Annotated in this window: 22 protein-coding genes; 10 read left to right on the forward strand and 12 right to left on the reverse strand. The window is 59.7% G+C overall.

Translation table 11 applies throughout. The features are described 5' to 3' along the window. Positions 1 to 297 precede the first annotated feature (297 nt). Positions 298 to 603: a hypothetical protein gene (locus CQ12_RS25005; protein ID WP_057837955.1), complete on the forward strand. Its 306-nt coding sequence runs from the start codon at positions 298 to 300 to the stop codon at positions 601 to 603. A gap of 1 nt (position 604) precedes the next feature. Here CQ12_RS25005 and CQ12_RS25010 read toward each other — a convergent pair whose 3' ends face one another. Together CQ12_RS25010 and wecB are read right to left on the reverse strand one after the other, a co-directional pair. Then, the gene (locus CQ12_RS25010; RefSeq protein ID WP_057837956.1) at positions 605 to 2,104 is read right to left on the reverse strand and encodes a glycosyl transferase family protein; all 1,500 of its coding nucleotides are present in this window, start codon (positions 2,102 to 2,104) and stop codon (positions 605 to 607) included. Positions 2,105 to 2,107: 3 nt separating this feature from the next. Beyond that, a complete protein-coding gene (wecB, locus tag CQ12_RS25015) occupies positions 2,108 to 3,295 on the reverse strand; it encodes a non-hydrolyzing UDP-N-acetylglucosamine 2-epimerase (RefSeq protein ID WP_057837957.1) in 1,188 nt (395 codons plus the stop codon). Positions 3,296 to 3,896: 601 nt separating this feature from the next. Between wecB and CQ12_RS44160 the strand changes: the two genes are divergently transcribed. Next, a complete protein-coding gene (locus CQ12_RS44160) occupies positions 3,897 to 4,202 on the forward strand; it encodes a hypothetical protein (protein ID WP_157088470.1) in 306 nt (101 codons plus the stop codon). A 236-nt stretch (positions 4,203 to 4,438) separates the two neighbouring features. Here the strand turns inward: CQ12_RS44160 and CQ12_RS25020 are convergent, their stop codons facing one another. From CQ12_RS25020 to CQ12_RS44165, 3 genes are all read right to left on the reverse strand, one after another. Further along, positions 4,439 to 5,149, reverse strand: a complete 711-nt coding sequence (locus CQ12_RS25020; protein WP_083519473.1) for a PEPxxWA-CTERM sorting domain-containing protein — start codon at positions 5,147 to 5,149, stop codon at positions 4,439 to 4,441. A gap of 440 nt (positions 5,150 to 5,589) precedes the next feature. Then, positions 5,590 to 6,606, reverse strand: coding sequence for a hypothetical protein (locus CQ12_RS25025; protein ID WP_157088471.1), 1,017 nt, complete (start codon positions 6,604 to 6,606; stop codon positions 5,590 to 5,592). Between the two features lie 134 nt (positions 6,607 to 6,740). Beyond that, on the reverse strand, positions 6,741 to 6,956 hold the full coding sequence (locus tag CQ12_RS44165) for a hypothetical protein (RefSeq protein ID WP_157088473.1): 216 nt from the start codon (positions 6,954 to 6,956) through the stop codon (positions 6,741 to 6,743). A 478-nt stretch (positions 6,957 to 7,434) separates the two neighbouring features. Here CQ12_RS44165 and CQ12_RS25035 point away from each other — a divergent pair, with 478 nt between their 5' ends. Further along, positions 7,435 to 7,782 (forward strand): hypothetical protein, encoded by a 348-nt coding sequence (locus CQ12_RS25035; RefSeq protein ID WP_057837961.1) that lies wholly within the window; start codon positions 7,435 to 7,437, stop codon positions 7,780 to 7,782. 54 nt (positions 7,783 to 7,836) lie between these two features. Here CQ12_RS25035 and CQ12_RS25040 read toward each other — a convergent pair whose 3' ends face one another. Beyond that, positions 7,837 to 8,100, reverse strand: coding sequence for a hypothetical protein (locus CQ12_RS25040; RefSeq protein ID WP_057837962.1), 264 nt, complete (start codon positions 8,098 to 8,100; stop codon positions 7,837 to 7,839). 188 nt (positions 8,101 to 8,288) lie between these two features. Here CQ12_RS25040 and CQ12_RS25045 point away from each other — a divergent pair, with 188 nt between their 5' ends. The 3 genes from CQ12_RS25045 (at position 8,289) to CQ12_RS25055 (ending at position 10,715) form a co-directional block, all read left to right on the forward strand. Continuing rightward, positions 8,289 to 9,752, forward strand: coding sequence for an undecaprenyl-phosphate glucose phosphotransferase (locus CQ12_RS25045; protein ID WP_083519474.1), 1,464 nt, complete (start codon positions 8,289 to 8,291; stop codon positions 9,750 to 9,752). Between the two features lie 300 nt (positions 9,753 to 10,052). After that, positions 10,053 to 10,430 carry an H-NS histone family protein gene (locus tag CQ12_RS25050; protein ID WP_057837986.1) on the forward strand — a complete coding sequence of 126 codons (378 nt, stop codon included), beginning with the start codon at positions 10,053 to 10,055 and terminating at the stop codon, positions 10,428 to 10,430. A 42-nt stretch (positions 10,431 to 10,472) separates the two neighbouring features. Beyond that, the gene (locus tag CQ12_RS25055) at positions 10,473 to 10,715 is read left to right on the forward strand and encodes a hypothetical protein (protein WP_063799811.1); all 243 of its coding nucleotides are present in this window, start codon (positions 10,473 to 10,475) and stop codon (positions 10,713 to 10,715) included. Positions 10,716 to 10,761: 46 nt separating this feature from the next. Here CQ12_RS25055 and CQ12_RS25060 read toward each other — a convergent pair whose 3' ends face one another. Genes CQ12_RS25060 through rfbF form a run of 4 tightly spaced genes read right to left on the reverse strand, consistent with a single transcriptional unit; the run spans position 10,762 to position 14,099 of the window. After that, on the reverse strand, positions 10,762 to 11,688 hold the full coding sequence (locus CQ12_RS25060) for an NAD-dependent epimerase/dehydratase family protein (RefSeq protein WP_057837964.1): 927 nt from the start codon (positions 11,686 to 11,688) through the stop codon (positions 10,762 to 10,764). Next, entirely contained in the window at positions 11,685 to 12,311 is a 627-nt protein-coding gene (rfbC, locus tag CQ12_RS25065; RefSeq protein WP_347337443.1) for a dTDP-4-dehydrorhamnose 3,5-epimerase, read from the reverse strand. Before rfbC ends, CQ12_RS25060 begins: the two co-directional genes overlap by 4 nt. Further along, positions 12,271 to 13,314, reverse strand: a complete 1,044-nt coding sequence (locus tag CQ12_RS25070) for an NAD-dependent epimerase/dehydratase family protein (RefSeq protein WP_057837987.1) — start codon at positions 13,312 to 13,314, stop codon at positions 12,271 to 12,273. Before CQ12_RS25070 ends, rfbC begins: the two co-directional genes overlap by 41 nt. A gap of 14 nt (positions 13,315 to 13,328) precedes the next feature. Continuing rightward, complete coding sequence (rfbF, locus tag CQ12_RS25075; protein WP_057837966.1) at positions 13,329 to 14,099, reverse strand: glucose-1-phosphate cytidylyltransferase; 771 nt, start codon at positions 14,097 to 14,099, stop codon at positions 13,329 to 13,331. 488 nt (positions 14,100 to 14,587) lie between these two features. On the opposite strand from rfbF, the gene CQ12_RS25080 reads away from it, so the two are divergent. Beyond that, positions 14,588 to 14,788, forward strand: coding sequence for a hypothetical protein (locus CQ12_RS25080; protein ID WP_057837967.1), 201 nt, complete (start codon positions 14,588 to 14,590; stop codon positions 14,786 to 14,788). 16 nt (positions 14,789 to 14,804) lie between these two features. Here CQ12_RS25080 and CQ12_RS44170 read toward each other — a convergent pair whose 3' ends face one another. Next, entirely contained in the window at positions 14,805 to 14,972 is a 168-nt protein-coding gene (locus CQ12_RS44170) for a hypothetical protein (RefSeq protein ID WP_157088474.1), read from the reverse strand. Between the two features lie 314 nt (positions 14,973 to 15,286). Here CQ12_RS44170 and gspD point away from each other — a divergent pair, with 314 nt between their 5' ends. Both gspD and CQ12_RS25090 read left to right on the forward strand, forming a co-directional pair. Continuing rightward, positions 15,287 to 17,575 carry a type II secretion system secretin GspD gene (gene gspD, locus CQ12_RS25085; RefSeq protein WP_157088475.1) on the forward strand — a complete coding sequence of 763 codons (2,289 nt, stop codon included), beginning with the start codon at positions 15,287 to 15,289 and terminating at the stop codon, positions 17,573 to 17,575. Continuing rightward, on the forward strand, positions 17,572 to 18,024 hold the full coding sequence (locus CQ12_RS25090; RefSeq protein WP_057837969.1) for a hypothetical protein: 453 nt from the start codon (positions 17,572 to 17,574) through the stop codon (positions 18,022 to 18,024). The genes gspD and CQ12_RS25090 overlap by 4 nt, the downstream gene beginning before the upstream one ends. Before the next feature lie 116 nt (positions 18,025 to 18,140). On the opposite strand, the gene CQ12_RS25095 is transcribed toward CQ12_RS25090, so the two are convergent. Then, a complete protein-coding gene (locus CQ12_RS25095; RefSeq protein WP_057837988.1) occupies positions 18,141 to 19,706 on the reverse strand; it encodes a winged helix-turn-helix domain-containing protein in 1,566 nt (521 codons plus the stop codon). 128 nt (positions 19,707 to 19,834) lie between these two features. Here CQ12_RS25095 and CQ12_RS25100 point away from each other — a divergent pair, with 128 nt between their 5' ends. Continuing rightward, positions 19,835 to 20,065 carry a DUF1127 domain-containing protein gene (locus CQ12_RS25100; protein ID WP_057837970.1) on the forward strand — a complete coding sequence of 77 codons (231 nt, stop codon included), beginning with the start codon at positions 19,835 to 19,837 and terminating at the stop codon, positions 20,063 to 20,065. The last annotated feature ends 269 nt before the right edge of the window (positions 20,066 to 20,334 follow it).

The following is a 20,334-nucleotide window of genomic DNA, read 5'->3' on the forward strand; positions in this document are numbered from 1 at the left end:
ACGCAAATCCAGGCAGCCAGAGCTCAGGCTGCCGCGGCGGCAAGCCTTGATCGGCGGCGATATGCGAAGCCAACACCGGCGAAGCCCAGGAGCATCAGGTGGATCCTCTCCAGGAGGCCATTATTAAAATCCTAACGAATGCGTTGGGCTGGAATTATTCATGCCCCGGGAGGCGCAATGCCTTCGCACGCGAAAGTGCTAGTTGGATAAAACTGTAACGGTCGGTTTGAGCGACGGGCAATAGTCTCCCCGCCAAATGCCCCCGGAGCCCGCAAGAGGCTCTTTTGGGGGTGTCTGATGTTTTCACGTGAACTGGCCGGTGCGACCAGCAGGGATGCGATCGATGGCTTCGATGCGATCGCCAATGCGCTCGATCAGGGTTTGGACTCCCCCAAGGGGAAAAGCTCCGGGCTGACCGACTTCCTTGCCATCGCCGCGGGCTGGCTGGTTCTCGGCGCGGTTGTTTTCTACCCCAGCCTTCAGCTCGTTGCATTCGCGGTGTGCGCAGCTTTCCTGGGAACGCGTTCGTTCGCGCGTCTCATCCTTGGTCCAAGCCCGGCCGCTGCGCAGCAGCGCGAAGGTAAACCGCTGCTGGCGGCTTAGGCTATTCGGCTCCCGCGCTATCAGCAGCCACGGCCGGCCGGGGCAGGGTGAGGTCGCCCATGTGCACCGGGTAGGAGTGGGAAGTCTTGTCCCACACCAGCGCTGTGCCGGATATCCGGTGACTCATATAGATGCGCACGGCGCGCCAGGTTGCGAAGAAGTTGACAAAATTTCCGACGACCAGTCGCGGCGCGGCCATCAGGGCGTGACGTAAATTGTAGATCATGCCCGTGAACGTCATTCGGTTGAACAGGCGCCAGACCAGAAACAGGAAGTTCACAAAGAACAGCCACATCGCCCAGTTCTGGTTCAACAGCGTATAAGCAAACTGCCTTTCGGGATCGAACACCGCCCGATAGAGCTCGAAGATGGTCAGATTGGCGAGCGCAAAATAGGCGAGCATGACGGCCGGGCTGGTGATCACGCCCTTTCGGTCCCGCGCCAGAAAATACTTGGTCCCGAGCGAGCCTTTCCAGCCGTGCTCCTGCGCGCCCTGGAACACGATGCCAAGCAACCAGCGCGCACGCTGGCGATAGGCGGCCTCGAGACCTGACGGGAAGAATTCGCGGGTCGCCACCGGTAGGGTCCGGTGCAGAATGCCGGGGTTGCCACTGTCGATATCGATGTCGATCGCGTAGCTGGCCGGATAGGCGATGAACGCTGACTTGAATCCGAGCTCCGAGACGCGGAACGCGATGTCATAGTCTTCCGTGAACGACGATGTCCGGAATGCCTCGCCCTGGTTCTGATCGTTGAGATGCTGGATCGCCTCCCGGCTGAAGCATGCGGAAACGCCGGCACATGGAATGACGCCGCTGATGCGCTGGCGGACCTCGAGGTCCTTGGTGTGCATCTCGGCGAACTCATCCATGTAGAGGCCCGCGATCATCGAAGTGATCGGCCGGGAGAATGAGTAGACCGGCAACTGGATGAAGTCGTAGACGTCGACCAGCTTGTTGAAGAGCTTGAGCTCCAGCGGATGAATGAGATCCTCGGAATCGTGCATCACGATTCCCGCAAACCTGATCTTGTGCTCGGCCTCGTACATGAAGATGTCCGAGATCGTCTGGTTAAGGCAGTCGGCCTTGCTGGTCGGGCCGTCATGCGGCACCAGCACCATGTGGATGTTCTTGTACAGCGCTTGCGCCTTGCGCACCTCGGCCTGGGTGAGGGGATCGTTCAGATAGACGCCGACGAAGTAGTGCGACTGCTCGTAGCGCACGAGCCGGGAGTTCGATGACAGCATCGAAAAGATGACGTCGTGCTCCTTCCAGCACGGCACCATGATAGCGATCGGTCGCTCCGGGATTTGCTCGAGAATCTCCACGCTCGGCAATTCCCTCGACTTGGCATCCGCCGTGCCCATCAGCCGGCTGGTCCAGTACAGCAGGTCCACGAACAGATCGTCGAAGCTGGAGATCGTGATGATCACAGCCGCGATCAACATCAGAATCTCGACGACATAGAGGTATTGGAAGATGAAGGCGGGGGCTTGTGTCATTTCTCAGGACGCGTGGTGAAGCTGGATGATTTCGGCGGAGCGCATTTGCGGCGGCAGGACGAATTGCCGGTAGAGCGCCTCGACGATCCGCTTGCTGGCGTGGCCATCCCCATAGGGAAATACCGGCCTGGCCATGCGGGTGTATTTCGCGCTGTTCTTGTTCAACTCGGACAACGCGCCGAATACCTGATCGCGTGAGGTCCCGACCAGTTCGACAACCCCTGATGCTACTGCCTCGGGCCTCTCGGTCACGTCGCGCAACACCAGAACCGGCTTGCCAAGCGCGGGCGCCTCTTCTTGAAGGCCGCCGCTATCGGTCACCACGCACCAGGCATTCTGTATCGCGGCGACGACATCGCGGTAGCCGAGCGGATCGACCAGCCTGATCCGGGGGTGACCCGAAAGGATCTCGATCGCCGTTTCGCGTGCATTTGGATTGGGATGAACCGGAAAATACACGGCGACGTCGGGGGTGAGATCGACGAAGGCCCTGATCGCGGTGAATGCGTCGCGCAGCGGTTCGCCAAAATTCTCGCGCCGATGCGCCGTGAGAAGGATGGTCCGCAGCCTTGGAAAATCGGCAGGCAGCGCCGGTTTCGAGGCCGCGACTTCCAGCAAGGAGTCGATCACCGTATTTCCGGAAACGATGATCTTCTCCCGCGCAATGTTCTCGCGCACGAGGTTCTGTGCCGCAGCCGATGTTGGCGCGCAGTGAAGTGATGTCGACACGGCAATCGAACGGCGGTGAAATTCTTCGGGGAAGGGCGCGTCAAGGCTTGGCGTGCGCAATCCGGCTTCCACATGCACAAAGGCGATCTTGCGGTAGAACGCCGCGATCGACGCCGCGTAGGCGGTCGTCGTATCGCCTTGGGCGAGAACGCAATCGGGGCGAACCTGCCCGCAATAGCGGTCGAGCCGGCGAAGGAGCTGGCTGGCGAGGGCCGCCGGCGTGTGACAATTGCTGCGATGCCGGATCGAGAGGTCCGGGCGGAGGTCGAATTCGGCGAGGGTGCTGTCGAGAAGGTCGCTCTGCTGGCCTGATGTCACGACCCGAACGACCGCCCATTCGGCTTCGCGCAGCCGGCGGACGATGGGGGCCACCTTGATGACTTCTGGACGGGTACCAACGACGAAGACAAAGGTGCGGACAGGGGTCGACTGGCTGAAATGCTCTCTGCGAGGGTGATGCATACCTTGCTTTCAAAAACAGATCGCATCGTCCCCACGACACGAAATACCAACCGAAATACCCGTCCCATCATCCCTGCCCGGACGGCACGATTAGAAATCGGCGGCAATCTAGCTCGCAACCCTAAATCAGACAATTGATTTAAATGGATTTTCAGAGATTACCGTGGAAATGCGGAGCCGGACTTGGATGCATGGTAAATGCTGGCGCAGGCTCTTTTCGGCTTGCGTATGATGTTTAACCATCGGGCTGGAAGCCATTCTGGCAGTGGAGGCTTCGAGCTCGGTGCGGCGGCGGATCTCGCACCAGAGCCCAGTCAGTTAATCCACCGCTTTGAAGGAAGCGTTTGTGAACCCGTCGTCTGCAAACCCCGGACATCCACGGGCTGGGTGTGAAGCGAGCGGTCAGGCGGACGCGCGCGCGAAATCACAAGGTCAAGTTCCGCCTTGCGGACAGCTTTGCGAAGCTGCTGAATCTCAAGGTAGATATCTACAATATCGACCGGCATAGGGTGATCTCAACCGAACAGCCTGGACCCGCCCCCTTGGTCGGGTCCCAGCGCAGTCAGGAAACCGGTAATGGCCCAAGATGCCATGCCATGAAATGGGGCTTGCCGCGGATTTTCGTCGCTTTCGCGAGGGCGGTGGAAGGGTCGATGCTTTGCTGGCTGCCGGTGGTTTACCGCAGGACGCCGCCGCTCTTTACCGCGAAGACAAAGTGGTTGACGAATGTCTCGAGCCCGTCGCGCCGGTTTCCCTCGAGGTTTTCAGCAGCCATGCGCAGGGAGGGGTGTGGCCGTTGTTCAATGGCGTCCAAATCCGCCGAAACTGCCTCAAGAGCGTATCGCAATCGCCTCAAATCGGAACTGTGTTTGGTATCCACGGCCGCCACCGCTGGAAACAGAATTAAACAATTAAAGGTTAAAGCTAGAATATAATATTACGGCGGTCAATGTGCCACAATTGAAAGTCTTGAGCGATTTTAGGAGGTTACCCCCGTAAAACCCCGGCATGGCGCCATTTTTATATGGTCTGAGGGGATTTGGCGGGGCACGACGGCGCGACCCCGACCCGCTGCGCGGCCGCGTCCGGCCCATAAAAAGAAGCCGCCGTGCGGCGGCTTCTCAATCCCGATCGGAGCGCTGATCAGGCCGCAAGAGTTGCGCCACGGCGGCGGCGATAAGCCACGAAACCCACACCAACGAAGCCAAGGATCAACATCGCCCAGGTCGAGGGTTCCGGAACGGGGGCCGTCACGTCCAGCGATACGTTATCGAAGTACTGCGAGGTAACGCCACGCGCCGGAGCGAAGAGACGCGTGGCCTGGAGCGAGAGGGTGTGCTGGCCTGATGTCAGGTTGGTGGTGAAGTCCAGCGTGTTGCGCAGCGTGGCCGGCCCGGAACTGACTGCGCCGAAGTCAAAGGTGTCCATCACGACACCGTCGAGCAGGACGCTCATCAAGCCGAGGCTGAAGGTGCCGCTCGTGCGGGTGTAAAGTAGCGCGATATCGGCAGAGAACGTTGCCAAGCCGCCTGCCGTCGTGAACGTCTGGAAGACGCCACCACCTTCTTGGGGCAAGGAATTGTAGGGACCATTGATCTTGCCCGCGTTCAGGAACAACGCGTTCGACGCGCCGGAGCCCGTCGTGTTGAAAGAGACGACAGAGGCGCTCTGCGGCTGCGGAGCGCCCGGCATGCTCGGATTCTCAGCGATCGTGCCATTCGCGGTGGTGTACGAGGTCCATCCCGTCAGACCTGATTGAAAGTCGCCGTTCGTGGTCACCTCGACAGCTTTGGCTGGCACGGTGGATACAACAAGAAGAACAGCGCAAGATAGTTTGGCGATAGTGCCAACCATTTAAGTATGCTCCAGTTGAGAACCTGCGGCGGCGCTGAATGGCCCGCTACGGCTCGGTAGATGACTGCATCCCGAGGCTTGGCCTGAGCTCTTATTCGAAGTTTGCCAGCCCCCAACCGATCTAGTGTTTTAATATGACACGTGAATGTATTTTTAATGATGCTGTTGGTGTTCGATCGTCCAGCTCTTGGTCGCGCGAATGCGCTGCTCGCGCATTCTTTCCAGCCGATATTTCCGGGCTCTCATCCATCGCATTCGGTCAGCGCTGATGTGCGCGCCAGGAAAGAACGCCTCTACGAAGCGGGCCTTCAATTTAAATCGCGGCTGCGGAGATTAGGCGGGAATGCGCTTCTATTGCAGGCCATCGGCCGCCCTCGGGGCCGTCCAGGCGGGGGCGATCATGATTTCTGGGCTTTGCCGGTATCGGCCTCCGACTTCGCTCAGGCCGCCTTATCCCGCCAGACGCTGGCCTCGTAGCCGTCGATGACTTGCGAGGTGTGGGTGAACTCCTCGAGCTGACGCAACGGCTCGATGATCTTGCGCGCCACCAGCACGGTGTTCGGCTCGGCATTTTTCTGCATGTGCCCGGCGACGTCGATGACGCGGTCCGAGATCGTCTCGAGCGGCGTGGAATCGTCGAAGTAGACCAGGCCCGCATTCACGCCGCAGCGAACGGTGAAATCCGCTTTCGACAGCTTTACCTCGCTATTGAACACCTTGAGACTTTTGATGACGTCCTTGCCTGACTGGCAGGCGTCTTCCACATGGGCGAAGCATGCCATCACGCCGTCGGGCGTCCATGCCGTTTTCAACACGCCCCTGGCGCGGAAGATGCGCTCGACGAGCTTTCGATACTCCTCGAAGTCATATTGAATGGAAGCAGGATCCTCGCCGGCCTTCATTCCCACGGAGCCGACCACGTCGATGGCCAGGAAAGCCACTTCGCGGCCGAAGGTGTCGAGCTTCTTCTTGGTTTCGGCGAATACCCGCAACAGCTCCTGACGGTTCACGGCCTTGTCGCTTTCCGCCATTCGGAGCGTCGTTTCCAGTTCGGCGTCGAGCCTGGAGCCCGGCTTCACGCCCTCTTTCCGGCGCCAGGCCTGGGCCGATTTTCGCAGCAGCCGCCGGTTCTGCGCGGTCTGCGCGCGCTGCGCGACGGCGCCGGAAAAAATGGTAACGACAATGGCGAGACCGATCAGGATCCAGTCCGAGCGATCGCTGCCGGCAATGTTGGTCGGCACATAGCGATGCAGCACCGGCACCGATTTACCAAGGACGTACTCGCGCGCCTCGAACAGCTTGGCCGGAACCGTTGCGTTCTTTGGATTGTCGAACAGGACAAACAGCTTTGGGCCGAGCAGAACGACGATCAGGGCAAAGGTTGCAACGCCCAGAAGTTTCCTCAGCCCAAAAAGCACGTGAACCAGGATCGATTTAGGAGCTTCACGATGAACCACTTTGATTGTCCCCAGGCTGAGCGGGCGAGACGCTCAGGCAGCCGCCCGGCCAGCTTATAGCTTGCCACCTGCTTGAGTGGCAAATCACTCGCCCCGACTGACCACGCGGGACCAGCGATCTCCGCAGCCAGCCTTTACGGCGAGCGCTCGGCGTCAATCGTCGGTGACGGCGTTCCATCGGCGTCGCCAACGTCCGGCTCGAGGCCGGACATTGCCGCCGCTTTCAGCCGGATCGGATCGCGCTCGCCATCGCCGGCTACCTTCAGAAGGGTTGCGGCGATCAAGCGAAGCTGGTGGTCGGACGCCGGTTGCTGCAACGAAGCCTCGGCATCCTCCAGGGCTTTCGACATCAGTTCGATAGTTCGCGGACCAAACGAGGGGCCACCAAATTTTCCGTGGTCCAGCTCTTCGATGATCCGGCGAGCCTTTCCGTTCGGTGCGTGTTCCGCGATCTCGGGACTTGTCGCGGGGGCTTGCAAGGCTTCGTGCTTCGGATCGGACGCAAGGCTCCCGCCTGGGTGCATGAGCCTTTCAGGCACGAACAGTTCGAGAGCAAATTTCAACGTGTGTCGAAATCTCATCTTGCGTCGGTCCGGTCGTCACCTCGGCATATGCTTGGCAAATCCTACACGCTTGCACGCTCGTCGCTATTCCGGAGTGTCCGAATCATACGGAAATTTAGCCTTTTGTTCTTCCAAAAAAAAGCAACGTTGTTGATTGGACAGCAGTTCGGTAGGCTGCACACAACTTCTTTTCCAACGTTGGTCTCGCGGTCTGCCGGTCCGGCGAGCAGTGCAGCGAGACCGGTTAAGCCTAAGGAGACTCGATATGGCACGAGCTTTCAAGGTTCGTTCCGCGGAGCGCGATGCTCAGACCGACAGCGAACGGCTAGGCTCGATTTCGGCGGCGATCGAGGCCGCGGTCGCTTCAATCCGGAAGGAGAGGGATGCCTTGCGTGCGCGCGTCGATGCGGCGCGCGATCAGGCTGCCTTTGCTACCGGCACCGACTACGACGAATATCTGACGCGCGACGCCAAGGATGCGGCCAGGATCAAGGAATACGAACAGCAGATGGCGACTGGCGAAAAGCGCACGCAGGAACTCGATCGTCAGCTGGGGGGCCTGGGCGCCGTTCAGGAAGCCTTCAAGCAGTATTTCGCCGGCAAGGTGCAATAGGCTCGCCTGCCGCGGAAAATGCCGATAATCCGCCTTTAAATCGCAGTCCTGGAATTATACTCGCTCTGAGTGCCTAATATTGAGCCGGGATCGCAAATGAAAGTATGCCGGCCGACTGGTCAGGCCTAGAAAATACCCCACCTGAACGGTGAGTATTGGAAGCAGCACCGCAGTTATACTGTCCAGCAAACCTTGGCCGTTGGCCCAGGCCGAGACGATATACGCGCCGGCGCCCAGTACAATGAGCGGAAGCAGCGCCAGAATATTAAAATGAAGGCCCACATAGATGCCGGCACCGCAGGCGAGGATGGGCAACATTTGTCAACTCGCTCCGTAACGGTTAAAGGCCCATTCAATCTGATTAAATGTTGCGTTGCACTCCGGCCGAGTGTATGGTCACCGGTATTAACGAAGAGTTACTTAGACCTTTGAAGGTCTGTCGGATTTATCGGCTCCTGCCGATAATCAGGCAGTTGGTTTCAGTAATACTGCGCGGGCATTTTCGTATGTCGATTGGAGCGGATATCGGCAACAAGGTGGGCCAACTCGACCAATCCGCTGGCGGTCCTCCGACTCGTTTCTCCAGCAACGCCGTGCCCTATCTCTTGTCGACGGCGGACGCCTTCGTGATCCTGCTGTCCAGTGTGGCAGGGGGCATCGGTTATCAGCTTTCCGTCGGAAACTCGGTGCCGAACATTCTCCCGCATTGCGCAGTCGGGTTGTTGGCGAGTTTCATTCACATCCTGCGCATGAGCGGGAACGGCTATTACGATTTTCCTGACAGCGCCAAACCGCGCGTCGAGATCGGCGAAATACTGATTTGCTGGTTCACGACGGGTTTGCTGCTCGCGTTCTTTGCGTTTCTGCTCAAGATCGGTGTCGATTATTCGCGCGGCGCCTTTGTGGTATTTTATTTTGTCGCGCCGGTGGGATTGCTCGCGGTCAGGAAGGGGACCAAGTTGGCCCTGGCGGCCGCCGTGTCACGCGGGGTGATCGGCCGACGGGACATTGTGCTGATCGGCGATTTCGAGGAGATCGCGGCATTGGAGCCGCGGGATCTCCTGGTCTTCTTCGGAACGTCTGAAGTCAGTCGCTTCACGCTCAGTTCGGACGACGACCACGAGACGCGGGAGTCGACCGACGTCAACATCATCAACGCAGCCGCAAACTTCATCAGGCGCAACAATTGCCGGGAAGTTATGCTTGCTGTGCCTTGGGAGGATGCGGGCCGGCTGGAGTTCATTCGCGAGCACGTCAAGATGCTTCCGGTTGCGGTACGGCTGTTGCCCGACATCCGGGTTCGGACCTTGACGAATTACGCGTCATCGGCGCGTCAGCGCGTCCTGGCCATCGAAATTCAGCGCGCGCCGCTCAGTGCCGCGGAGCGCTTCGTCAAGCGCGTGATGGATATTGTCATCGCATCGCTGGCGCTGGTGTTCTTTCTGCCCATCATGGCGCTCACGGCGATCGCCATCAAGCTTGACAGTCCCGGGCCGGTTATTTTCCGGCAGTTCCGAAAGGGATTTAATGGCAAGCAATTCATGATGTTCAAGTTCCGCACCATGATCGTGCAGGAAAACGGGCCCGCTGTCGTGCAGGCCACCCGCGACGACCCCCGGGTGACATCCATCGGCCGTCTGTTGCGATCGGCAAGCATCGATGAACTGCCGCAGCTATTGAATGTCCTCAAGGGAGATATGTCGCTGATCGGTCCGCGGCCGCATGCGCTGGCCCACGACAATTATTTCGAGACGGTGCTGAGCGAGTATGCTTTCCGGCATCACGTCAAGCCCGGCATGACCGGTTGGGCGCAATGTAACGGAGCGCGGGGCGGTACACCTACGATTGAGCACATTTCCGAACGCGTAAAACTAGATCTCTGGTATATCAACAACTGGAGCCTGTGGCTGGACATCCAGATCGTGATCAAGACCTTTTTCGAGGTATTGCGTAAGCGCAACGCATATTGATCGAAGTGAGGTGCCGGGCGCTCGCTGACGACTTTTCAAACACTGGCTGGTTCCGAAGGATAGCGAAAGGAAACTTTGCTACCTGCGGTCTAGTGATTATCGCTGCGCTTGCGAAAATTGAGGAAAGTCTTAAGCAAAGTTCCCGACGTATATCGCGATTTGAGAGATATTTGAAAGGCTTAGGCTCGACGTTCGGTTAATTCGCGTTCTGCGGAGATTTTCCGCCGAATCTACAATTTTGCTGGAAAGGCCCGGCGCTGGACTTATAGTTCATTACGAATCGTGATGGTCGCGAGCGGGATGAACAAGAAGCCAAATTTCGATGGAATGTCGGTAGACGAGTTGTGGCAGCTCCATGAGGAGCTCAGTCAGGTGTTGTCGGTTCGATTGACGTCGGAAAAGCGTGAGTTGGAGAAGCGGCTGGCGCAACTTCGGCGCGAGAAGGAAATGCGGCAGCCGGAATCGGCGGAGGCGCGAAGTGCGCCGCGCGAGCGCCGGAAATATCCTCGCGTATTCCCGAAATATCGAAATCCGGACGAGCCTTCCGAAACCTGGTCGGGTCGCGGAAAGCAGCCTCGCTGGCTGACAGCCGCACTCAAGACCGGTCACAAGATCGAGGAATTCGTGATTGGCAAGCCGGAAGGCAGCGGCGACGGTTCTCGCCGCCGCCGCGCATAGGCGTCCTTGGCGGCCGCGCACGCCGGATCATCGGAGGTCTCCATGAAGCTCGCGCTCTGTGCCGCGTTGTCCCTGCTGCTGATTGGAACCGCCGCTGCAGGCCAAGGCAACGTCTCGATCGGCAAATTGCGCCTGGCCGATGCCGCCAGTGACGCCTGCTTTGCCAACTGCGCCAGCCAGAACGACGCCTGCAAGCGCGTATGTCCGACCACGCTCGGCGCGCCCTGCCAGAGCGCCTGTGACAGCCAGGCCCAGACCTGCCGGGAGAGCTGCCGGAGCAAGTAACAGGTTCGTTGCAATGACATCCCCGGGGCGAACGCGACGTCCGCAACTATCTTGCGGCCTGCTTGTAGAATTCGGCCTCGGCGTCCCAGGCCGACGCTTCGCTCCAGCCGAATTCCGCCCCGTCAGTCCGATCGGTATTGATCCGGACCATCGGTTCGGTGAATTCCTGCTGCTGCAGCAGCGTGACGGGGCAGGGGACCCCAAGGCGGGATGACATCTCGGCGGCGAAGCGTTGCGCGAACGCGCCCTGGCTCTCGACATAGAAGCTCGGATTGAGCTTCGTTATGCCCTGACGCAGAGGCACGCGCTCAGCGAAATCTGCGTAGGCTTGCGCCAGCAAATCGACATGAATGTTGTCCCGCACGTACAAAGGAGTTCGTACCGCCGGCACTTCGCCCTTGAACCACGAGCGTATCAGATAGTTGCAGAACCGCGGCTCCTCGAACGGGCCAATGGGATTTGCGATCACGAACTTCCCGAGATTGAAATGCAAGGTCTCGCTCAGGAAGCGATAGTGTTGCCAGGTAAGGCCCTTCGACAGTCCGTAGGGCGAGAAAGCCCTGAGCGGCGTATCTCCCGCTCCCTCGTCCTGCTCGAATACCGAGCCGGTGAGCACAACGGCCACCGGGCCGCGATCCATCATCTTCTTCAGGACCGCAACAAGATTTTTTGTGTTGTCGGTGACGGCGCCGATGACGTCGAAGTCCCGATTGCGGTAGTCGCCTGTTTGAGCCGCATGCTGGCACAACAGGTCCCATGAGCCGGTGCCAGCGAGATCGAGAAAGCGGTCCGAGCCGAACGGACAGTCCTCGATGACCTCGGCGACACGACGAAGCTCGGCAACGCGACTGCCGCGCAGCCCGGAATAGTCGCTGCCCCTGAGGGGAGCGACGACGGCATGGCCTTTCGCGGCAAGGCTGCGCGCAAACCACAGACCGGTGAACGAGCTGCCTCCGGTCAGAAGGATTCTCACGTCAGGCCTCGCAGGGATTCGATGCCATGGAAGACGGGGTCGAAGTCCGGCCAGCTACGGTCCTTGTCCGAAATTTCCACCGGCTGCCGCGGCCACTCAATGCCAAACCGTGGATCGTCGAAGCGCAAGCCGCGCTCGTGCTCGGGCGAATAGAACGCGTTCACCAGATAAAAAGCCTCGGTGTCGTCGGTGAGCGTGATAAGGCCGTGTGCAAAGCCCTGCGGAACGAAGATCATCGTTCGGTTTTCCGCTGTGAGCTCGACGCCGAACCATTTGCCGAAGGTCGGGGAGTCCGGACGCAGATCGACGATGGCGTCGTAGAGCGCGCCGCGAATACAGCGCACTACCTTGATCTCCGCGGCCGGCGCCAGTTGATAATGCATCCCGCGCAGGGTGCCGGCTTTCGCGCTCAGGGAGTTGTTGATCTGAACGATCGACATCGGCACGCCGGCCGCTTCAAATTCCTTCTGGCAAAAGAAGCGCGCGAAAAAGCCCCGGTCGTCACCGCGCTTTTCGAGTTCGATCGTGTAGGCGCCATGAAGCGGCGTAGGGTGAAACTTCACGATGAGAGCCTTTCGAGGATTATTGCCAGCGGAGGTCGGTGGACAGGCGCCCCACCGCAATGTGGTCCTTGAGCGTCTTCAGTCGCATCAGCGAGGATGTGCGGAACTCCTTGTCCGAGAACTTCATGCCGTTCAGCCCGGCGTGGAGATTCCGGACGGACTGTGCGAGCGGGACCGCAGGCAGATGCGCCGGAGCCAGTTCGGCAAAAAGCGAAAAATCAACCTGATAGGAGCGCAAATCCGGCGGCGCCGCGGTGTTGATGCTCACCCTTGTCCCGGGCAATTCCGCGGCCACGACCTCCGCCAGATCGCGGACCTGATAATTTCCCTTGTTGCTGCCAGCGTTGACCACGAGGACCCGTCCGCCCTGGTCGGCCTCGCGACCGATTGCCCATTCAATGGCGCGGGCCATGTCGGCCACGTCGATCAGCGGCCGCCACGGGGTGCCGTCGCTGAGCACGGTGATCTCGCCGGTGGCGAGCGCACCGGCAACAAAGTCGTTCAGAACGAGGTCCAGCCTCAAGCGGTCCGACATGCCGCAGGCGGTCGCAAATCTCAGGCACGTGACCGTCATCTCGCCCGCGTTGCTGGCGCGAAGCGCATTTTCCATCGCAACCTTGGACCGTGCGTAGGCGGTGAGGGGATTGAGCGAATCGCTTTCGCGCTTGGGGCGGCCTTCGGCGGCGCCGTAGATGCTGCAGCTCGAGGCGAACACGAAGCGGCCGACGCCGCGCTGCTCGGCCATCTGCGCAAGCGCGACGCTGGCCTTTTCGTTGATCGCTTCGGTGACGCCTTCGAATTCCTTGCCCATCGGGTCGTTCGAAATCGCAGCCAGATGGACGACCACGTCGACGTCATCGAGCAGCTCCGGCGGGAAGTTGCGGATATCGCCGAAGTGTATGCGATCCAGCAGCGACTCGGGCAGCCTGGTCGTTCCGGTAAGATTGTGGGCGAAGAACGCGGTATCGAAGCCGATCAGTTCGGCGCCTGGAAATTTCTGCCGGAGGTGACGCGTCAGGATAGGGCCGACATAGCCCATCGAACCGGTAATAAGAATACGCATGGAATCTTTCTTCTTTACCATTTTTTCCAGGGAGCCTTATTGCTTGACCAAAGATCTTCCAAATATCGCTTGTCCCGCAATGTATCCATCGGGTGCCAGAATCCGTCGTGGAGGAACACGCTGAGCTGGCCTGCATTCGCCAGATTTGTCATCGGTTCCTTTTCCCACACGGTCGCGTCGCCTTCGATGTAGTCGCCGACCTTGGGCGAAAGCACGAAGAAGCCGCCATTGATCCAGTTGCCGTCGCCGCGCGGCTTTTCCTGGAAGCCGGTAACGCGGGGGCCCTGATGGTTGATGGCGCCGAAGCGGCCGGGCGGCTGCGTGCCGGTCACGGTCGCAAGCCGTCCCTCGCGGCGATGGAAGGCGATGCTTTCGGTGATGTCGATATCGGCCACGCCGTCGCCGTAGGTCAGGCAGAACGCGTCGTCATCGCCGATGTAGGGGAGGATCCGCTTGATGCGGCCGCCGATCATGGTTTCTTCGCCGGTGTCGATCAACGTCACCCGCCACGGCTCGGCGTGCTTCTGCAGAACCTCCATCCTGTTTTCGCGAAGGTCGAACGTGACGTTCGACTGATGCAGGAAGTAGTTGGAAAAATATTCCTTGATGACGTAGCCCTTGTAGCCAAGGCAAATGATGAAGTCGTTGATGCCGTGGCTGGAGTAGATCTTCATGATGTGCCACAGGATCGGCTTGCCGCCGATTTCGATCATCGGCTTGGGGCGAATGTCGGTCTCTTCGGCAAACCGGGTTCCCAGGCCGCCGGCCAGCAATACAGCGCGCATTAATTTGCCATTCAATTCGTTGAGATTAATGGGTTTACCGGTATCACTACATGAAATGAGGAAAGGGCGCGAGGCCGTGTCGTCATTTCGTGGCAGAATGGTTTATTTGATTTCGCCCGTCAATTTGCGGGGTTCCCTCGCGGTAGAGACGCATAAATCGATTGCCGGGACCGTGCGCGTTGAGGTTGAATGCAGCCAGGTAAGGTTGATGGGTTAGCTTAATCTGCGGCTTTAATTGAACCGTTCACGGACGGAGCTATGATGAAGCATGAAGCGAAATCGCCCGCAACAGAAGGTTGTCACAAAACGTAAATCGCGGACTCGGCCCGAGGATCTCGCGAAAAAATATCGGGAAGTGTGCGAGCTCCGGCGCAAACTCGAATGCATTACAGCCGCGCTGTCTTCCCTTCGTTCCAGACAAATTGAGGCGTGAGCACGCCGTCGCCAGCGCCGGCGCGGCCTGCACTTTTGTGCCGGAGTTAGTTCCGATGAGCCGCTACAATCTGTTTCAGAGTACGTCGTTCAGTCCGGAGCGGGCGTGGGCGGACACCTGGCATCTCTGGAAAGTCCTGGTGCCGAGGCGCTCGATTACCGGGCGGCTGTTGTGGGGCAAGGTATGGCGCCGCCACGACGGCAGGCGCTGGATCTACAAGAAGTTCGTCGAATACGAGCCCGACGACCTCACTTGAAAGTTTGGCCGATCGCTCAGGTGCTGCGGGACAAGCCGCTGCGACGCTCGGCGCGAAGGGCCAGCGTAACACCGATGGCGATGATGGTCATCGTCGCCAGCAGGCTGGCCGGCGCGGTGCAGTTGATGCACGTTCCAACGATCGAGAAGGTCTCGTTCACGGGAACTGCGACAAGGTTCGTCATACCGTCATCCCTGACATTCAGGCTCAAAAGCCGGAATTAAATGTAGCAGCTTTGTCCTGATCCAGCCAGCGTCACAGGCGCTCGCCGAGGTAAAAGCCGAAATATTCACTCTACCTTGGGTGTATATTATTCGGTCGAAACGGGTCCATTGCTCCCCCTGATTTTCCTCTCCGCCTAGATGCTTTCGGCGGCGTTGCAGATTCGCGCCTCTCCCGCAGCGCGGCCCCGATTTACTGTCGATTAACCATGATGTTTTACCGATTATTTACGCGCCATTTTATTTCAGGGCGCGAAGTTTGTTTGGGGGTTTTCCTTTGTCGTTTTCTCGTAGCCTCGCGACGAGATTAGCCGCCTGCTGGGCGGCAATACTCGTTGTGTCGGGCTGCACCACCACCCCCATCGCGACGCCCCTGACGACGGTGTCGCAACCCAGGCTGACTTCGGGCCAGCCGGTGTCTCTGGAAGAGACCTACGCCCAGGCCGGCGGTCCAACCGGGGCCGTGCCGCTTCCGTCACCCTCGTCGCAGGCGGTTGCCGTCATGGACGGCGGCAGCGGCAGCATGATCGGCGGGACCTATTCGAAGCGGAAGGCCGCCGGCGCCGACGGGAACGTGGTTCTCAATCTGGCGAGCGTTCCACTGCAGCAAGCGGCCAAAACCGTCCTCGGCGACATGATCGGCGTGAACTACGTCGTCGATCCCCGCGTCGACGGCGTCATTTCCGTGCAGACAACGCGACCGGTCAGCAAGGCCGAGGCGCTGGAGATGTTCCAGACCGCGCTGGTGCCGATCGGCGCGGTGCTGGTGCAAAGCCGCGGCACCTACCGGATTGCGCCGGCCGACCAGGCCGCAACGGGCGCGATCGCGACCGGCGACGGTCCGGCCGATAGCGCCATCGCCGGCAACGGCATTCGCGTGGTTTCGCTGAAATACGTTTCCGCCACCGAAGTCGCCCGCGTGCTCGAGCCGATGGTGCCGAAAGGCGCCATCGTGCAGGCCGACGACCAGCGCAACATTCTCGCGCTCAAGGGCTCTCCGGCGGAGATCGAAAGCATGCTCGACTCGATTTCGGTATTCGATGTCGACGTCATGAAGGGCATGTCGTTCGCCGTGGTCCCGGTGAAAACCCCCCAGCCGGAAAAGATGGTCGACGAATTGAAGGCGATCTTCGCGGCTGAAAAGGAAGGGCCGCTCAAGGGGCGCGTGCGGTTCATCGCCAACACCCGGCTCGGCGCTATCCTGGTCGTGACGTCGCAGCCGAGCTACCTGCCGCGCGCGCAGACCTGGATCAGGCGGCTCGATGCCAAGGCCGCCGGCTCCGAGCGGCAGCTTCACGTCTATCAGGTGCAGAACCGGCCCGTCGCCGAGCTCGCCAGCGTGCTGCAATCGATGTTCTCGAACGAAATGAAAGTGGTGAAGCAGCCGACGCGCAGCGTTTCACCGCGGTCGAGGCAGGCAAGCTTTTCGGCAAGCTCGGCCAGGCCGCTCGGACCGGGCGGCTCGGTGACGGACATGGATCAGGGCGCAGCAGCCGGGCTGCTTCGTGGTGGTGTCAATCCCGGCAACAATGATCTGCAGAGCCTGCAGCGTGCGCTGAACAACGAGCCGGATGCACCGACGGCGGATCCGATGGAACGGCCTCCGTCGTCCAGCGGTAGTACACCGGACGGCGAGCCGCCGCTCAAGATCGTGGCCGACGAGACCAAGAATTCACTCCTCATCATGGCCAATGACCGGGATTACCAGCGCGTGCTTCGCGTGATCCAGGGGCTGGATGTCGTCGCCAGCCAGGTATTGATCGAAGCCGTCATCGCCGAAGTGACGCTGAACGACAAGCTGCAATATGGCGTGCAATGGCAGCTACAGAAAAATCGTACGCCGACGGCCACTTTTACGAATGCCCTCACCGGTGGCGTGGCGTCGGTCTTTCCCGGCTTCAACTATGCCGTCAACGCCGCCAGCATCGCGTCGACGCTCAGCGCACTGAACGCGCTTACGCGCGTCAATGTGATTTCAACACCATCGCTGATGGTTCTCGACAACAAGACGGCCCGCTTGCAGATCGGCGATCAAGTGCCGATCACCACGCAGACCGCGACCAGCGTCGTGACGGCGCAAACGGCGATCGTCAATTCGATCACCATGCAGGATACCGGCGTGATCCTTTCGGTGACGCCGCGCATCAACGAGAGCGGCAGAGTACAGCTCGAGATAGAGCAGGAAGTCAGCGCTGTCGTAAAGACCACGTCATCCGGCATCGACTCGCCGACCATCCAGCAGCGCCGCGTCAAGACCACCGTCGTTGTCAATGATGGTGAGGTCCTCGCGCTCGGTGGCATGATCCAGGAACAGGCCAACAAGACCAGCAACCAGATCCCGCTGCTCGGCGACATCCCCGGGCTCGGCGCCGCGTTCTCCAGCCGCGGCGATCAGGTTCAGAAGACCGAGCTCGTCATCCTGATCACCCCCAAGGTGGTCCGCGACGGCACCGAAAGCCGCCTCGTGACCGAAGAGTACCGGCGCAAGATGCATGTCTACATGCCGCATACGACGTCGCGCGAGCGGACGCCGGCCAACACCTTTCAGCGGATAACGTCACAGTGAGGAAGCGAGCCGCAACCTGTTTGAGGAATTTCTCGCTGTCGGCGAGCCTGGCCTGCTCGCTGGCCGGCTGCGTGACCTATGCCTATCCAATCGTCGAACCACCGCCGCCCTATGCCGTTTTGCCGGTCGATGAATCCATGAGCTGCAGCGGCATCGCGGCGTCCTTCCGTTATGCGGCGCGGCGCGCCGCCCGGCTGGAATACTGGCTGGCGGCGGGGCCGCTGGCGGGCTACGGCTACGAGCGTTATCCGCTCGATGCGCCCAAGCAGCTCATCGATGAACGCAGGCGGCTCGATGCGCTGGCGGATCTGCAGCGCTACAAGGGCTGCACCGTGATGGAGCCGGGTCCTGCCGTTGTCGAGGAGCGGCTGAAGCTCGAAGGCTCGGTCCGTCCGCCTCCGCCTGTGCCACCTATGCCGCCGCCGGTCGTGCTCAATTCAAAGGGCTAGGGCGTGAACCCATAAAATCAGAGTACGTCGGCCGACGTCCGCTTTGGTGCGCATTCCGGACTCAAGTCTTAATTGCGTGAGGTCCGAAAAGGGCCAACAACGGGAGTGCGGCCGCGTCATTCCGGAAGGCCTGCCTTGACGAGACCATCGACATACAACTGGTGAGGCCTTCCAGGTCGGTGGCCCGCCGCCCACTCAGAAATGCGAAAATTGGGACGACGATCAAGCAATCGAGCCACCGCATCTCTCACTTCTCCTTCGCGACCTAGATGAGCCAACGCTGCCGCTAGGCACCGATAAGGTGTCGGAAGTTGCGGGTTCTTATGGATGGCTTTCTTGGCTGCTGCAACCGCCTCATCGAATCGACCAAGAATGAGGAATGCAAGCCCCATTCCCGTAAATGATGAGAAGATCAACGGGTCTACTGGACTTAGGCGAATGGCACGCTCAAAACTCCGAATGGCCTCTTCTCCCCGGCATGCAAAATAGTAAGTCCAACCTCGCTGGTCCCAGGAAAAGGCTAGATTCGGGTTAAGCGCGACCGCTCGGTCCACCATCTCTATCCCGGCATCGAAATCGCCGTACAGAAAAACCGATACGCGGCCCATTAAGCTCAACGCATTCGAGTCATTCTCGTCGATACTGAGTGCCAATTGTAAAAGTCGCATCCCTTCTGCCATCTCCGACTTCGGATCAATTGCCCGGCTGCGGATAGCATTTACGATGTGGAAGTAGCCTGCCAATATCGCAGCAAGGCCATACCGAGGGTCGATTTTCAAAGCAGCATGGCACAACCGCGCGGCCTCAGCCAAGCCATCCAGCGTCATTGAATTAAAGTGCGGAGTCGCGCGCATAACGAGATCGTAGGCGCTGAGATCATTAGGCCGCCGCCGCGACACCAAGTCGATTTCGGTTCGAAGCAATTGGGGCCAAATGGCGGAAACAACGCTCTCCGTGACCATGTCTTGCAGTGCGAAAATATCGCTTAGGTTACCTTCAAAGCGATCCGCCCAAAGGTGCGCCCCATTCGTGGCGTCGATCAGTTGCCCGCTGATGCGGACTTTCCCCGCCGCCTTCCGAACACTGCCCTCCAAAACGTAGCGAACACCCAACTCTCGTCCGACCTGCTTAATATCGACGGCTTTTCCCTTGTAACTAAAGCTCGAATTGCGCGCGATGACGAACAGCGTCTTGAATCGCGAGAGTGCAGTAGTGATGTCGTCCACCATGCCGTCTGCGAAATATTCCTGTTCAACGTCGCCGCTCATGTTCTCAAACGGCAGCACGGCGATGGAGGGTTTATCGGGGAGTGCAAGAGCGGGTTTCGGCGATTCTTCTGGGTGTTCGGCGACTTCCGGGCCTGCGGGCCTCCGCGCTTCCCGCACTGTCCCAACGAAACGGAAGCCTTTGCGCGGCAGCGTCTTGATGAGGCGCTGTTCCTCGCCGCAATCGCCGATCGCGCTCCGGGCGACATTCAGACGCGTCGTAAGCGCCGCATCGGACACGACACGCCCGTTCCAAATGGCGTTGATGAGGTCGTCTTTGCTGACGACGCGCTCCCTGTTGCGGATCAGATAATCGAGCAGGTCAAATACCTGTGGCGTGACGGAGACGACGTTCGCGCCGCGCTGCAATTCGCGCCGGTCGGTGTCGAATGCGTACTCCTCGAAGAGATAGCGCAAGCTGCGGATCCCTTGGGTGGGCACCAAGAATAAGCCGCCGGTGAGGAAAATGTAAGCCGAATGTTAAGCGCGCTCGGTCAGGCCTTGGCACCCTCGGCGGGGTAGAGCAACACCCAGGAGATGCCGCGATGAGCACAACCTATGGTGCAACAGGGTTGGGGCAGACGACCGCATCGACGCGGCGCATCTTCAGCTTTTTCAATAGATATTGGGGTGCGCTTCTGGAGCGGCGTGAACGCCAGAGGGTACGAACCGCCTTGTGCGACCTGAGCGACTGGGAGCTGAAGGATATCGGCACTACGCGCGGCGAGATTGACTACGTTGCCTCGAACCGAGGCACCGACCCGCGAGGCATCTGATCCGCCGAATGGTGTCCGATATCTGCCAACGGTGGATGGCCGGAAGGGGACACGACTAGACGCACCATTGCCAAGAGGCCGACTTCCGTTAAGGGTCACGAGCCGCAATACTTGCGACGAGCAAATCTAGTCGGCTTCGCCTGAGAGCGGACCTCATCGGGATGTTAGATTTGTCGCGATGGGCCAATTTCGGACTCAGCGTCATGGCGCTTATGGGCAAATGTTCGAGCGCGCCTACCTGAATTCTTGCCCATATTTGAGAGCGATCG

The sequence above is a fragment of the Bradyrhizobium jicamae genome (genome assembly GCF_001440395.1).
GTDB classification, from domain to species: domain Bacteria; phylum Pseudomonadota; class Alphaproteobacteria; order Rhizobiales; family Xanthobacteraceae; genus Bradyrhizobium; species Bradyrhizobium jicamae.